14 protein-coding genes are annotated in these 13,284 nt (G+C 71.4%); 8 read left to right on the forward strand and 6 right to left on the reverse strand.

Annotation, left to right across the window (positions count from 1 at the left end):
• Positions 1-211: 211 nt before the first annotated feature.
• The 4 genes from HN013_RS08630 to HN013_RS33630 all read left to right on the forward strand — a co-directional run bounded on the left by HN013_RS08630 (position 212) and on the right by HN013_RS33630 (position 5,263).
• Positions 212-1,444: an MFS transporter gene (locus HN013_RS08630; protein WP_171164773.1), complete on the forward strand. Its 1,233-nt coding sequence runs from the start codon at positions 212-214 to the stop codon at positions 1,442-1,444.
• A gap of 140 nt (positions 1,445-1,584) precedes the next feature.
• Positions 1,585-2,223, forward strand: a complete 639-nt coding sequence (locus HN013_RS08635; RefSeq protein WP_171164775.1) for an HAD family phosphatase — start codon at positions 1,585-1,587, stop codon at positions 2,221-2,223.
• 690 nt (positions 2,224-2,913) lie between these two features.
• Positions 2,914-4,506: a globin domain-containing protein gene (locus HN013_RS08640; protein WP_249374838.1), complete on the forward strand. Its 1,593-nt coding sequence runs from the start codon at positions 2,914-2,916 to the stop codon at positions 4,504-4,506.
• Between the two features lie 16 nt (positions 4,507-4,522).
• A complete protein-coding gene (locus HN013_RS33630) occupies positions 4,523-5,263 on the forward strand; it encodes a pyridoxamine 5'-phosphate oxidase family protein (protein WP_171164779.1) in 741 nt (246 codons plus the stop codon).
• Between the two features lie 75 nt (positions 5,264-5,338).
• Here the strand turns inward: HN013_RS33630 and HN013_RS08650 are convergent, their stop codons facing one another.
• Together HN013_RS08650 and HN013_RS08655 are read right to left on the reverse strand one after the other, a co-directional pair.
• On the reverse strand, positions 5,339-5,857 hold the full coding sequence (locus HN013_RS08650) for an NUDIX domain-containing protein (protein ID WP_171164781.1): 519 nt from the start codon (positions 5,855-5,857) through the stop codon (positions 5,339-5,341).
• A 42-nt stretch (positions 5,858-5,899) separates the two neighbouring features.
• A complete protein-coding gene (locus tag HN013_RS08655; protein WP_171164783.1) occupies positions 5,900-6,796 on the reverse strand; it encodes a LysR family transcriptional regulator in 897 nt (298 codons plus the stop codon).
• A gap of 522 nt (positions 6,797-7,318) precedes the next feature.
• Between HN013_RS08655 and HN013_RS08660 the strand changes: the two genes are divergently transcribed.
• Complete coding sequence (locus HN013_RS08660) at positions 7,319-7,585, forward strand: hypothetical protein (RefSeq protein WP_171164785.1); 267 nt, start codon at positions 7,319-7,321, stop codon at positions 7,583-7,585.
• Between the two features lie 33 nt (positions 7,586-7,618).
• On the opposite strand, the gene HN013_RS08665 is transcribed toward HN013_RS08660, so the two are convergent.
• The gene (locus HN013_RS08665; RefSeq protein WP_171164787.1) at positions 7,619-7,999 is read right to left on the reverse strand and encodes a phage holin family protein; all 381 of its coding nucleotides are present in this window, start codon (positions 7,997-7,999) and stop codon (positions 7,619-7,621) included.
• Positions 8,000-8,080: 81 nt separating this feature from the next.
• Between HN013_RS08665 and HN013_RS08670 the strand changes: the two genes are divergently transcribed.
• From HN013_RS08670 to HN013_RS08680, 3 genes are all read left to right on the forward strand, one after another.
• Positions 8,081-8,398, forward strand: coding sequence for a cupin domain-containing protein (locus HN013_RS08670; RefSeq protein WP_171164788.1), 318 nt, complete (start codon positions 8,081-8,083; stop codon positions 8,396-8,398).
• A gap of 319 nt (positions 8,399-8,717) precedes the next feature.
• Positions 8,718-8,939, forward strand: coding sequence for a DUF5326 family protein (locus HN013_RS08675; protein ID WP_171164790.1), 222 nt, complete (start codon positions 8,718-8,720; stop codon positions 8,937-8,939).
• Between the two features lie 494 nt (positions 8,940-9,433).
• Positions 9,434-9,880: an SsgA family sporulation/cell division regulator gene (locus tag HN013_RS08680; protein ID WP_171164791.1), complete on the forward strand. Its 447-nt coding sequence runs from the start codon at positions 9,434-9,436 to the stop codon at positions 9,878-9,880.
• Here HN013_RS08680 and HN013_RS08685 read toward each other — a convergent pair.
• Genes HN013_RS08685 through HN013_RS08695 form a run of 3 tightly spaced genes read right to left on the reverse strand, consistent with a single transcriptional unit; the run spans position 9,877 to position 13,245 of the window.
• Positions 9,877-11,589 carry a flotillin family protein gene (locus HN013_RS08685; protein WP_171164793.1) on the reverse strand — a complete coding sequence of 571 codons (1,713 nt, stop codon included), beginning with the start codon at positions 11,587-11,589 and terminating at the stop codon, positions 9,877-9,879. The two genes, HN013_RS08680 and HN013_RS08685, sit on opposite strands and share 4 nt — an antisense overlap.
• Before the next feature lie 28 nt (positions 11,590-11,617).
• Positions 11,618-11,818 carry a hypothetical protein gene (locus HN013_RS08690; protein ID WP_171164795.1) on the reverse strand — a complete coding sequence of 67 codons (201 nt, stop codon included), beginning with the start codon at positions 11,816-11,818 and terminating at the stop codon, positions 11,618-11,620.
• 14 nt (positions 11,819-11,832) lie between these two features.
• Complete coding sequence (locus HN013_RS08695) at positions 11,833-13,245, reverse strand: YibE/F family protein (RefSeq protein ID WP_171164797.1); 1,413 nt, start codon at positions 13,243-13,245, stop codon at positions 11,833-11,835.
• Positions 13,246-13,284: the final 39 nt, after the last annotated feature.

The following is a 13,284-nucleotide window of genomic DNA, read 5'->3' on the forward strand; positions in this document are numbered from 1 at the left end:
GACGACGCGATGGCTCACGCGGATGCGGCCGCTGCGGCCGCGGAGGGCGGCCCGGCAGCACCGTCACGACCAGGATAGCCCCCTCCTGCAATAGCCCGCGCTTGCAAGTAACAAGCGTCTGCAATTATTGTGGGCGCCTGTTGGAACCTCGTGCATGCACCCCGTGCGTCGGACGAGGTGTGGCGGACCACCCCCGACCCAAGGACCCCTCATGCCCCTCGCCCTGCTGGCGCTCGCCATCGGCGCCTTCGGTATCGGCACCACCGAATTCGTCACCTCGGGCCTGCTCCCCGAGGTGGCGGCGGACTTCGGCGTCTCCATCCCCGTCGCCGGCTGGCTGACCACCGGCTACGCGCTCGGTGTCGTCGTCGGCGCGCCGATCCTGGCGATCGTCGGCAGCCGGATCTCGCGCAAGAAGATGCTGATCTCCCTGATGGGCCTGTTCACGGCCGGCAACGCGCTGTCCGCCCTCGCGCCCGTCTTCGGAGTGATGCTCGCCGGCCGGATCGTCGCCTCGCTCGCCCACGGCGCGTTCTTCGGCATCGGCGCCATCGTCGCCGCGGGGCTGGTCGCCCCGCAGAAGAAGGCGGCCGCCATCTCGATGATGTTCACAGGGCTGACGGTCTCCAACATCGTCGGTGTGCCGTTCGGCACCATGCTGGGCCAGGGCGCGGGCTGGCGCGTCACCTTCGCGGTCATCGCCGGCCTCGGACTGCTCGCCATGCTGGGCATCGCCACCCTCGTTCCGCCGCTGCCGCGCCCCGAGCGCACGCGGATCTCCGGCGAACTGGCCGCCCTGCGCAACCCCCAGGTGCTGCTCGCGATGGCCATGACCGTCCTCGGCTTCGGCGGCGTCTTCACCCTGAGCACCTACATGGCCCCGCTGCTGACGGACGTCGTCGGGTACGCGCCCTCCTCCGTGACCTGGCTGCTGGTCCTCTTCGGCGTCGGGATGTTCGGCGGCAATCTCATCGGCGGCCGGTTCGCCGACCGGGCCCTGATGCCGATGCTCTTCACTGCCCTCGGCGGGCTCACCCTGGCGCTCGCCCTGATGCCGCTCGCCGCGCACAGCAAGATCGCGGCGGCCGTCGCCATCCCGCTGATCGGCGGTTTCGGCTTCGCGACCGTGCCGCCGCTGCAGAAGCGGGTGCTCGACCAGACCGCCGACGCCCCGACCCTCGCCTCCGCCCTCAACATCGGCGCCTTCAACCTGGGCAACGCCATCGCGGCCTGGCTCGGCGGTCTGGTCATCTCCGCCGGGTTCGACTACACCGCGCCCAACTGGGTCGGTGCCGCGATGGCGGCCGGCGCCCTCGCGCTCGCCCTCGTCTCCGCCGCCCTGGAGCGGCGGGCGGGCGGGACGATCCGGGGCAGCCGCGTCGCGGCCCGGTCGTCCGAGGCCGTCGCCGTGGGTGATCAGGAGGCGGTCGCGGTGGGGCGGTGAGAGCGGTCCATGCCGTACGGCTGCACGGCTGTACGGGACGAGGGGCCGGGTTCCTCCGGAGGGGGCCCGGCCTCTTGGCGTGCCCTGGTCGCGACTTTTATCCGGATGCGGTCCCTGCCGCGACGCCTACGCTTCGTGCCATGAGCAGACTGCACTTGTTCGACCTCGACGGCACGCTGATCCACGGTTCCGCGGCGGCGATCGAGATATCCCGGCAGCTCGGCTGCGAGAAGGAGATCGACGCCCTGGAACGGGACTTCGCCGCGGGACGGCTCACCTCGGTGGGCTTCGCGACGGCCACCCGCGCGCTCTGGGGAGAGACGCTGACGGAGGCCGTGGTGGCCGCCGCCTTCGAGAGCGCCCCCTGGCTGGAGGGGATCAAGGACGTCTGGGCGGACATCACGGCCCGGGGCGAGCGGTGCGCGGTGATCTCGCTGTCGCCCAACTTCTTCGTGGAACGCCTGCTCACCTGGGGTGCGCACGCCGCGCACGGTTCGCTGTGGCCGGACGTGCCGTTCCGGAGCCCGGTGGACCCGGCGGGGATCCTGGACGCCGGATCCAAGGTACGGATCGCGGACGAGCTCTGCGCCGCCTACGGCCTGGAGCGCGCCGACTGCGTCGCGTACGGCGACTCGATGTCCGACGCCCGGCTGTTCGCCGCCGTGCCTGTGTCGGTCGCGGTGAACGCGGACCACCACGTCCGGGACGTCGCCTCGTTCGGGTACAACGGCCGTGATCTCAGGGAGGCTTACGCCCTGGTCGGAGACCGGCCCGCATAGAAGCGCGGAGGCGCGCGCGGGGGGCCGTACGAGGGCTGTACGGGGTGCGCATCCGGCTGTCGGGGCCGGTGCCGTGCGGATGCCCGTCCAGATGTCGCCCATCAGTCCGTTCGAACCGGGAACCATAACCGCAACCCATCACCCTTCGCGTGGAGTTCGGCAAATCAGTCGGGGCCGGGGCAAGGGGTGGCATGCTGCGCGCAGGGGAACACCCCGTCATCCCAAGGGGGATCGCGAGCACCGTCCGGTCCGGCCGGGGTGCGCGGACCGACGAGAGATGGTCGAGGCGAGAGACGAATGGACGCTCCGAGCCGCCCGTCGCCCGAAGGCGGCACGCAGGGCAGGGGAGGCGACTGGGGCTGGTTCACCCCGCCCGGTAAACCTGTGGCACGCAACCCCGCCGCTCCTGATCCCGCGGTCACCGCCGCGCCACAGGGAGAGGGAACGGTGGACAGCTCCCCGCACCGCCGCCCGGACGCCGTGGGCGCGGTGCAGGGCGGCAGACGCGCGGGTGGCGGGCGGGGCCGTGGGGGAACGGGGGCGGGCGCGGGCGTCGACGGAGGCACCGGCACCGGCATCGGCACTGATCCCGGGGTCGGTGCATGGGCGGCCCGGCCCGGCCCAGGGGGCGACGACGGTGCCCAGCGGCCCGGCGGACACCCGGAGCCACCCGCAGACGGTCCCACCGACATGCCGGTCGACATGCAGGTCGACATGGCGGTCGACACGGCGGTTGATATGCCGACCGGCCTGTCGACACGCTTACCGACCGGCCTGTCGACAGGGTTACCGTTCGACTTACCGACGGCCCCAACAGCCCCCACGGTCCCAGCAGCACCCCCAACGCCAACCGCTCCGACGACCGCCCTACCCACCGCCCGGCCGCCCATCGGCCCGTCCGCACCGGCTGGTCCTGAGCGCTCTGCCGAGTCGGAGACGGGGCGGCCCACACCCCGGCCGTGGCACGAACTCAAGGGCTTCGGCGCCCCCCTGGCCACCCGCGGACTGGACGGCCCGGACGGAACCCGGCCCGACGCGGCAACCACCACCGCCCGTGCGTCCCACGGCGCCGAAAACGACGCGGGAGTCGCCGACTCCGCCGAAGCGCACGACAGCGACACGGCCCTCTCCCCCCATGACAGTGACACCGCCACCTCCTCTGACAGCGCTCTGATCCGCGGCACCCTGGCCGAGATCGAGCCGATCGCCGACAAGGTCGTCTCACACTTCTACGCCCTCCTCTTCCTCCACCACCCCGCTCTCCGTCCCCTCTTCCCCCCGGCCATGGACGCCCAGCGCGACCGGCTCTTCAAGGCCCTGCTGACCGCGGCCCGGCACGCCGACGACACCGCGGCCCTCACCACGTACCTCTCCCGGCTGGGCCGCGGCCACCGCAAGTACGGCACCCGGCCCGAGCACTATCCCGCCGTGGGTGAGAGCCTCATCGGCGCTCTCACCCGCTATGCCACCCGCACCTGGAACGAGGCGGCGGAGGCCGCCTGGGTACGGGTCTACACGGCGATCTCGCAGATCATGATCGACGCGGCCGCCGAGGACGAACTGACGTCCCCGCCCTGGTGGCACGCCGAAATCGTCGGACACGAGCTGCGCACGCCGGACATCGCCGTGATCACCCTGCGCCCCGACCAGCCGTACCCCTTCCTCGCCGGCCAGTACACCAGCGTCGAAACCCCCTGGTGGCCGCGCATATGGCGGCACTACTCCTTCTCCGCCGCCCCCCGTCCGGACGGTCTGCTCTCCTTCCACGTCAAAGCCGTTCCCGCCGGCTGGGTTTCCGGTGCCCTGGTCCATCGCGCCCGCCCCGGGGACGTCCTGCGCCTCGGTCCTCCCGCCGGTTCCATGATTGTGGACCACACCACTGACAACGGCCTGTTGTGCCTGGGCGGCGGCACCGGCATCGCCCCGATCAAGGCGCTGGTCGAGGACGTCGCCGAGCACGGCGGCACCCGCCCGGTCGAGGTCTTCTACGGCGCCCGGCACGACGGGGACCTCTACGACATGGACACCATGCGGGAGCTGGACCGGGCCCACCCCTGGCTCTCCGTCCGGCCGGTCGTCTCCGACGGTCCGACGCGTGCCCTCAGCGGTCAACTCCCGTACGTCGTCCGCGACCACGGCCCCTGGAACAGCTACGACGCCTACCTCTCCGGGCCGCCGGCGATGATCCGCAGCGGTGTGGACACCCTGGTCGGGATCGGTATCCCGTCCCACCGCATACGTCACGACTCGATCGACGGGCTCCTCGCGGAGGCGAAGGGCTGATGCGGGCGGAGGTCCGATGACGACGGCGCACCGGGGCGACACGGCGGCGGACGGCCCGGCCGCGGAAGGACCGGTGGCGGACGGCCCGGCCGCGGACCGCACCGCCGCCCCGTCCCTCCCGGCACCCCGCCCGGGCGGTGCGGGCGAGCGCGCGATGCAACAGCGGCTCGGCACCGCGGAACGGGCCGACCGCTTCTACGCCGAACGCACGCTCGGCCATCTCAACACCGCCATGCGGGAGTTCGTGGCCCGGCAGGACATGTTCTTCCTGGCCACCGCCGCCGGGAACGGCGCGTGCGACAGCAGCTTCCGGGCCGGTCCGCCCGGCTTCCTCCGGGTACTGGACGAGCGCACGCTCGCCTACCCCGAGTACCGGGGCAACGGGGTCCTCGCCAGCCTGGGCAACATCGAGGAGAACCCGCACGTCGGCATCCTGCTCGTCGACTTCTTCCGTGACCGCGTGGGGCTCCACGTCAACGGGCGCGCCAGAGTGGTGGAGGACGCCGCCATACGAACCACCCACCCCGGTCTGCCCGTTGAGCAGGTACCCGGCCGTCGGGCGGGGGTCTGGGTGGAGGTCACCGTCGAGGAGGCGTACATCCACTGCTCCAAGCACATTCCCCGGCTGAGCAGGGAGCGGGGCGGGCAGGGAGCGGACGGCCGGGACCGGGCGGACCGGCCCGGCGGCGCTCCCGGTCCGGGCGACGGCCGCCGCCCGGGCGGGGACTTCTTCGGGGTGTCGGCCGACCGCCCCTGAGGGGTTTGCCCGGGCCGGACCCTGACCCTGCTCTCCCCTCCCCTGCCCTCCCCTCCCCGGAAAGCGCCTCGCGCCTCATCCGAGGTCGTCGGCCAGCAGGCCCCGTACCCCCTCGACGTTCGCGCTGAGGTAGGCCCGCAGTGACGGCGGCACGACCTCCACCGACGTGATGCCCTCCGCGGTGAAGGGCACCCGGACCACCTCGTAGGTGCCGCGCGGTTCGTCGACCTCCGGCCCGTGCCGCAGGGAGAGGTCCATCGACGCCAGCCGGCAGACGAAGAAGTGCTGGATCTTCACGCCCCCGGGCACGGTCATGTCGTCGGGGTCGTCGGGGTCGGGGGAGTGCACCACCGTGTCGACGAACGCCGGGACGACGTCGACGACTTTCGCGCCCAGCTCCTCGTCGACCTCGCGGTGGAGTGCGGCGATCACGGTCTCGTCGCCGGGCTCCACGCCTCCGCCGGGGGTGATCCAGTAGGGGGCCTGGCCGGGCTTGGTGCGCTTGATGAGGATCAGACGGAGGTCGCCGGAGTGCGGGTCGCCTTCGAGCAGGATGGCACGGGCGGTGCGTTTGACCACCGGTCGTACGGTCATAAGCGACATCTGCCGCGCCACGGCCGTTGCGAAACCCCTTCCTCACCAGGAAACGGCGGCGCGCAGCAGCCACTCGTGTGCGCGGGACAGGTGGGGGTGGGCCAGCGTGCCGGCGCGGATCACCAGGAAGTAGGTGCGCAGCGGGGGAACGGGCGGATTGAGGAGGGCGACGACCTCACCCGTGTCGAGCGCGTCCTCGCAGAGGTAGCGGGGCAGCACCGCGATGCCCGCGCCCGCCGCCACGCAGGACAGCACCGCCCGCAGATCGGGGGCGATCACGGCTCCGATGGCCACCGGTTTGCTGTCGAAGACGGTGGCCCAGTAGCGGGTGACGAACGGCAGGCTCTCGTCCACCTCGACCACCGGCAGATGCTCCAGGACGGTGACCCCCTTGTCGCGGACCACGGCCGCCCCACCGAGCCGGGCGGCCCAGCGGGGCGCGCCGATCAGCACGTGCTCCTCGTCGCAGAGGGGCGTGGCGGACAGCAGGCGGCCCCGGGGGCGGGACGTCGTGATGGCGAGCTCGTGGTGGCCGGCGGACAGCCCCTCGAAGAGCGGTTCGGACATGCCCTGGGCGGCGCGCACGGTGAGGCCCTGGATGATCAGCGGGCTGAGGGCGGGCAGGACGCGTAACGCGGTGAACTCCGGGGGCCCGGCGAGGTGCAGGGTGCGGTGCGACCACTGATCGTCCAGCCCGGATTCGGTGATCTCCAGCAGGGCGTCGACGTGCGGGGCGATGCGGTGGGCCAGTTCGTCGCCGAGCGTCGTGGGCGTGACGCCGCGCGCCCGGCGGAGGAAGAGGGGGTGCCCGAGCCGGCGTTCCAGCGAGCGTATCTGGCCGGTGACCGCGGGCTGGGAGAGGCCGAGGAGCGCGGCGGCCCGGGTGAAGGAACCCGCCCTGTGGACGGTGACGAAGGTGCGCAACAGGGTCAGATCCATGCCGTCTCCCCGGGTGGTCCGCCACCGACCGTAGAGCAACTATAAATAAGTCGATAGGGCTGTGTCGCCAGGGTGATTGGACACTGACGTAGAGTCAACTAGCCTTGGTCGCGCGGTCCTTCCTCGTGCGGGGCCGCGGCGGCTCAAGCCATGAGGGGGGAGGCTTGAGCCGCCTCATGCTGCCCTGAGCTGCTTCAACCGCCTGCTCGGCGGGGGTTTCCGGGGCCTGTGGCGGAGCTGTCACCGGTATCGACTTCTTCCTTCTTCTTCCGCCGGGTCCGGAACCTCCTTGGCGTTACGTCCCTTTGTCGATGATTGACCCGGTCCGTGAGGTCTTCTTGTCGACCGTTCCCTTTGGTTGCCGGGTCTTCGGGCTTTCGGGCTTTTGGGTTTTCGAGGAAAGAATCGGGCTTTTGGGGAAAGAGGGGCAGGAGGACTCCCCCTCCGATCCGCCTTCCGCGGCCCCTGGCCGTCTCGCCGACAAGGTGTGCGCCGGGGTGCGCCCGTGGCAGTCTGGGGCGCATGGAAGAGTTCTCCGCCGGCGCCTCCCCGGAACCTCCGTACCCATGGCGGTCACCGGCCCTGCCCGGTGAACCGCCGTACTACACCACGGATACCTGCGCCGGCTGCGGTGCCATCGTGCACGGCATCCACGGCCGCTGGACCTGCGCCGCCTGCGGGGCGTGCAGTCCGTACCAGGAGCCGCCGGAGGGCTGGGCGACGGAGATCACCCCGGAGGAGCTGGCCGCCAACACGGTCGGGTACGACCTGCCGCCGGACGGCAGGTGACGCGTCCGGGCCCATGTCCTGCCCGGGAGCCCGTCAGTCCTTGTCGTCCGGCAGGATCACGTGCATCGCCCACGCCACGATCGAGATGATCACGCCGCCCACCAGGGCCGCGCCGAAGCCCGCCACGTGGAAGGCGAGGTCGAGGCGGTCGGCGAGCCAGCTGGTCAGCAGCAGCATCAACGCGTTGATCACCAGGGTGATCAGGCCGAGCGTGAGGATGAAGAGCGGGAACGACAGCAGTTTGACGAGCGGCTTGACGACAAAGTTGACCAGGCCGAACAGGAGCGCCACGACGAGCAGCGTGATCGCCTTGGCCGCGGTCGTCTCACCGGCCAGGGTGATGCCCTTGAGCAGCCAGATCGCGACTGCGAGGGCCGCCGCATTGGCGATCGTCTTGACTACGAAATTCTTCATACGTGAGATCGTGGCAGACGGGACCGACAGGTGTGATCGGCGATCGGCGGCACGGCCGGCGCCCGGAGGAGGAGACAACGGATGAAGGCGTTCCGGCTGGACGAACTGGAGGCGGAGCGGGCCGCCAACAACGGGGCGTACCTCCAGTTCCTCCGTGAGCGGAACATGTCGGTCGGCCTCTACGCGCTCGACGCGGGGGACACCGACCCGCAGGGGCCGCATGCCCAGGATGAGGTGTACCTGGTGGTGAGCGGCCGGGCGTCGATCACCGTCGGGGACGAGACGACGGAGGTCGGACGCGGCAGCGTCGTCTACGTCCCGGCCGGTGCGGCCCACCGTTTCCACCACATCAGCGAGGACCTCAGGGTCCTGGTCGTCTTCTCCCCGCCGGAGAGCTGAGAGCCCGGGAGCTGAGGGTCCAGGAGCCGAGGGCTCGGGAACTGAGGCCCCGGGAGCCGGTTCCGGAGAGCCGAGAGTCCGGAAGGCTCAGGGTTCCGCCCTCCCATCCCGTAGGGGAAGGTTCAGGGACGTACAGGGGCTCCGCGGCCCCCATGCGACCCCCGGACCGCCCTAGCATCGAAGCAGGCCGGGGTGACCGCTCCGGACGGCCGGTGACACCGGTGGCACACGACCCGCCAGCCGCTCGCGCTGTGGACGGCGGCGTGGCACGGCGGCCGTGATCCGACAACGACGCGCGAAGCGGAGAGCAGGGAACGACATGGCTCAGAAGGGGATACTCGCGGGACTGCCGTGGTGGGTGAAGTGGATCGCCCTGCCGGTTCTCGTGTGCGTGGTGTTCGGCAGCCTGATCATCAGCGTGCTGGGGTTCGTCATCGACGTCCTGTTCAAGGCGCTGCTGCTGGTCGTGCTCATCGGCGGCCTGATCTTCGTCGTCAAGAAGTTCACGGGGTCCTCGTCGTCGAAGGGCGGCGACTGGTAGGTCCGTCGCTCCGGCGAATTCGTCAACTCAACGAATCGGGACGCGGGGAGTAACTTCAGCCGTCAGCCGGTACGGCGGGTTCACCCCGGCACCGAGTGTGCGAGGAGGGGCGGGATTTCCGCCCCTCCGGCCCGTCCGGACATGATTCCAACCGGTTTGCGTGGGGCAGGAGTAGGCCGAGCCGGGCCGCCTGTCCCACGCCGTTTGCCGTCGTGCGCCGCCCGCTTGCCGCCTCGCCCCCGGCGGTGGGCGGTCCCTGCCACTTTGGCCAGTTCTCTGCTTATGCCCGCCCGGAATCCAGCGGAACGACTCCGGGCGGTAGTCGAGTCGCTACTCTCCAGAGTCGAAGAGCCGTAAGCTCCCTCTCAATCTCTATCGGTAACTGAAAAATCACTCCTTGTGATCCGCAGGACGTTGTTGTCAGACTATGGCGTCATGAGTAGGGCCATGAGGATCCAATCCCGGCCAAACCGACAAAGACGGGGCATTGGGCGATGCGCGACACAGTTCAGGCAGAAGTGATCATGACGTTCCTCGTCTCCGAGGAGCTGTCCTTCCGTATCCCGGTGGAGCTGGCCTATGACAGCTGCGATCCCTATGCGGTGAAGTTCACCTTTCACCTGCCCGGCGATGCCCCGGTGACCTGGGCCTTCGCAAGGGAGTTGCTGCTCGACGGGCTGAGCCAGCCCTCGGGCGAAGGCGATGTGCACATCGCCCCCGCCTCCGCGCAGCACCTCTCGGACGTCTTCATCCGCCTGCAAGTGGGCGGCGAAGGTGCCCTGTTCCGGGCCGGTGCGGCGCCCCTCGTGGCCTTCCTGGACCGGACGGACCGCGTCGCCCCGCTCGGCGAGGAGCGCTCGGTCGCCGACTTCGACTACGACCTGGCGGCGGCGCTCGACAGCATCCTCGCCGGCAACACCGAGGGTCAGAACGCCGGTTAACGGCCCCGTGCGGTGCCGTCCCCGTCGACCAGCTCCCCGGCGGGCCGATCGACCGGCACCCGCTCGGTGCGCGGGGCCGGGCCCCGCCGCGCGGACGCCGCGCCCCGGGCCGGGACGCCGGGCCCGCCGCCCGCGTCGGTGCCCTCCCCGGCCGCCGTCCCCCGGGCGTCCCGGCCGCCGCTGCCGTCGCTCATCGCCGTCAGCAGCTGCCGTGCCAGCCCCAGACCCGTACCGCCCATCGTCAGCGCCTTGGCGAACGTCTCGGACATGCCGTCCGCGCCGTTCAACAGCACCATGTGGTCCACGTTCCCGAACGCCTGAGCGCCGGCCCGGACGATCTCGGGCCACTTCTCGGCCAGTTGCTGGGCGACGACGGCGTCCTGGTTCTCCGCCAGTGCCGCCGCCCGTGCCTTGATCGCTTCCGCCTCCGCCAGCCCCCTGGCCCTGGCGGCCTCGGCCTCCGCGAGTCCGCGGGCCCTGGCCGCCTCGGCCTCGGCGAGCCCCCGGGCCTTCGCCGCCTCGGCGGCCGCGAGGCCCTGGGCCCGGGCCGACGCTGCCTCCGCCAGCCCCTGCGCCTTGGCCGCCTCGGCCTCGGCCACTCCCTGGGCCTGCCCGGACGCCGCCTCCGCCTCGCCGGTGGCACGCGTCGTCTGCGCCTCGGCCAGACCCCGTGCCTTGGTGGCCTCCGCCTCGGCCGCCGCCTCCGTCTTCACCCGGGTCGCCTCGGCCGCGGCGGCCAGCTCCGTCTCGCGCGCCCGTGCCTGCGCCGCCGAGATCCGGGCGTCCCGCTCCGCCTCCGCCAGGGTGCGCGTCTCGTACGCGGCGGCGTCGGCCGGCTTCCGTACGTCCGCCTGGAGCTGCTGCTCCCGGCGCTGCGCCGCCAGCTCGGCCACCCGCGTCTCCTGGACCACGACCTCCTGCTGCGCCGCGGCCTCGGCCAGCGGCCCGGCCTGCCGGGCCTTGGCCGCCGCGCTGTCCCGTTCGGCCTGGTAACCGGCCTGGAGGATCTCGCTGTCCCGGGTCGCCTCGGCCATCCGGGCCGCCGCCTGCTGCTCGGCCTCGGTGGCGAGCCGGTCCGCCTCGGCCTGGGCGATCCGGGCGTCCCGGTGCACCGCCGCGGCATGCGGTGCCGAGAGGTTCTTGATGTAGCCCGTCGGGTCCTGGATCTCATGGATCTGGAGGGAGTCGATGATCAGACCGAGCTTCTCCATCTCGGTGCCCGAGGCCGCCCGCGTCTCGCCCGTCAGCCGTTCGCGGTCACGGATCATGTCCTCCACGGTCAGCCCGCCGACGATCGACCGCAGATGCCCCGCGAACACGTTGTGCACCCGTTCGGAGACGAACCTCTGCTGGTCGAGGAAGCGGCGGGCGGCGTTGGCGATCGAGACGAAGTCGTCGCCCACCTTGAATATCACCACGCCATGGACTTTGAGCGGTATGCCCTGGTTCGTCACGCAATCCACGTTCAGCTGAGCCTCGTTGAGGTCCAGCGACAGTTTGCGCACCACCTGCACACCGGGCAGCACCAAGGTTCCCCGCCCCGTGACGATCCGGAAGCCCATGCCCTCGCCGAGGCCCTCCGTGCGGTGCTTGGAGCCGGAGATCACCAGCGCCTCGTTCGGCTCCGCGACGCGCCACATCAGTTTGAACAGCCCGACCGCCAGGGCGGCGGCCACGACGACGGCCCCCGCCACGATCCCGATGAACATGTCCCGTTTCCCCCTTTTGTGTTGTGGGTCAGCCGTAGGCGGCCATCACATACACCGTGCGGGGCGGCTGGTACTCCACGACCACCACGAGCGCCCCCCGCCCGATGCGTTCGTCCGGCTCCACCGCGTACGCCAGGAACGCCTCGGCGCCGCCCCGCACGCCGAGCATCACCTCGCCGACCAGCCCGGGGCCGATCGCCCCCGTCACCCGGCCCGTCTCCCCGATCACCGGCAGCCCCCCGCTCAGCGCTTCGCCCGTCGCCGCCGCCCTCCCCCGGAGCGCGCCCTGCCCCCGGCCGCGGCATCCGGTCCCGTGGTCACAGTGTGCCGGTCGGCACTGACAACGAGGGCCGCCAGCAGGGTCGTCACCGGCACCGAGAGCACCAGACCGATGCTGCCGACCAGCGTCCGTACGATCTCCTCCGCGACGATCTCGCTCGTCGCCACGGCTCCCACCCCGCTGTCGGCGATCGAGAACAACAAGAGCAACGGCAGTGACGCACCCGCGTACGCCATCACGAGCGTGTTGACGACAGAGGCGATATGGTCCCGCCCGATGCGCATCGCCGCACCGTACAATTTTCGCCAACTCGCGGACGGGTCGGCGTCCTTCAGCTCCCACACCGCCGACGTCTGTGTCACCGTGACGTCGTCCAGGACGCCCAGCGAGCCGATGATGATCCCCGCGAGCAGCAGCCCCTTGATCTCGATCTGCGGGTAGAGGCCGTGCACCAGCCCGGTCTGGTCGTCGGTGTTCCCGGTCAGGTGCGCCCACTCGATGAACTGCGAGCCGAGCAGGCCGATGACCAGCAGCGAGGTGAGCGTTCCCAGGACCGCGACGGACGTGCGGGCGGTGAGGCCGTGGCACATGTAGAGCGCGATCAGCATGATCGCGCTGCCGCCGACCACCGCGACCAGCAGCGGATCCGAGCCCTGGAGCACGGCGGGGAGGATGAACAGTGTCAGCACACCGAAACTGATGATGAGGGCCACCAGCGCGAAGACCCCGCGCATCCGTCCGATGGCCACCACCGCGAGCGCGAACAGGCCGGCCAGCAGGGCGATCGGGAGGTCGCGGTCCACGTCCGTGACCGAGTAGCGCAGGTTCTCCGGAGCCTTCGGGGCGAACGCGAGCACGACCTTCTGCCCCACCGAGTACTGCCGCGGGGCCCCGGGATTCACCACCTCGGTGAACGTGCGGCCCTTGTCGGGACCGGACGCGACCTCGACGACCGCCGACCGGCACGGCCCCTCGGCGGGAGCCGGCCCGCCCTGCCGCGGGGGTTGACCGCCGGACGGCGCCCCGCCCCCCGCGGTCTTGGCGCAGTCCACCTCCTCCAGCTTCACCACCCGCCCGGACTCGGTGTGCTGGTCGAGACCGAGGCCGGTGTGCTGATGGGGCGGGGCGCCGCCCGGCCAGAGCACGATCAGGCTGGTCACCACCGCGGTGGCGAACGGGATCAGCACCGCCGCGATCACCTTGCGCAGCCGGTCGGAGACCGGAGTGGCGGGCCCATGGCTGTGGCTGTGGCCGTGGCCCTGCGCGTGACCATGGCCGGAGTCGTTCCTGCGACGGTGCCCACGGGCCGGACCATGGCCGGAATCGTGCGGGGTCGAGGGCGGCCGGGGAGGCGGAATGGGGTCGCTCGGGGTCATCGCCCGATCATCGCAAGCCCCCCTGGCACTCCGACGCCG

Source organism: Streptomyces sp. I05A-00742, from assembly GCF_013055795.1.
In the GTDB taxonomy this organism is placed as follows: Bacteria; Actinomycetota; Actinomycetes; order Streptomycetales; family Streptomycetaceae; genus Streptomyces.

What these genes read in the sequence shown, in the direction of transcription:
- HN013_RS08630 (WP_171164773.1), top strand. Translation starts at nt 212, where the DNA reads ATGCCCCTCGCCCTGCTGGCGCTCGCCATCGGCGCCTTCGGTATCGGC.
- HN013_RS08635 (WP_171164775.1), top strand. Translation starts at nt 1,585, where the DNA reads ATGAGCAGACTGCACTTGTTCGACCTCGACGGCACGCTGATCCACGGT.
- HN013_RS08640 (WP_249374838.1), top strand. Translation starts at nt 2,914, where the DNA reads ATGCCGGTCGACATGCAGGTCGACATGGCGGTCGACACGGCGGTTGAT.
- HN013_RS33630 (WP_171164779.1), top strand. Translation starts at nt 4,523, where the DNA reads ATGACGACGGCGCACCGGGGCGACACGGCGGCGGACGGCCCGGCCGCG.
- HN013_RS08650 (WP_171164781.1), bottom strand. Translation starts at nt 5,857, where the DNA reads ATGACCGTACGACCGGTGGTCAAACGCACCGCCCGTGCCATCCTGCTC.
- HN013_RS08655 (WP_171164783.1), bottom strand. Translation starts at nt 6,796, where the DNA reads ATGGATCTGACCCTGTTGCGCACCTTCGTCACCGTCCACAGGGCGGGT.
- HN013_RS08660 (WP_171164785.1), top strand. Translation starts at nt 7,319, where the DNA reads ATGGAAGAGTTCTCCGCCGGCGCCTCCCCGGAACCTCCGTACCCATGG.
- HN013_RS08665 (WP_171164787.1), bottom strand. Translation starts at nt 7,999, where the DNA reads ATGAAGAATTTCGTAGTCAAGACGATCGCCAATGCGGCGGCCCTCGCA.
- HN013_RS08670 (WP_171164788.1), top strand. Translation starts at nt 8,081, where the DNA reads ATGAAGGCGTTCCGGCTGGACGAACTGGAGGCGGAGCGGGCCGCCAAC.
- HN013_RS08675 (WP_171164790.1), top strand. Translation starts at nt 8,718, where the DNA reads ATGGCTCAGAAGGGGATACTCGCGGGACTGCCGTGGTGGGTGAAGTGG.
- HN013_RS08680 (WP_171164791.1), top strand. Translation starts at nt 9,434, where the DNA reads ATGCGCGACACAGTTCAGGCAGAAGTGATCATGACGTTCCTCGTCTCC.
- HN013_RS08685 (WP_171164793.1), bottom strand. Translation starts at nt 11,589, where the DNA reads ATGTTCATCGGGATCGTGGCGGGGGCCGTCGTCGTGGCCGCCGCCCTG.
- HN013_RS08695 (WP_171164797.1), bottom strand. Translation starts at nt 13,245, where the DNA reads ATGACCCCGAGCGACCCCATTCCGCCTCCCCGGCCGCCCTCGACCCCG.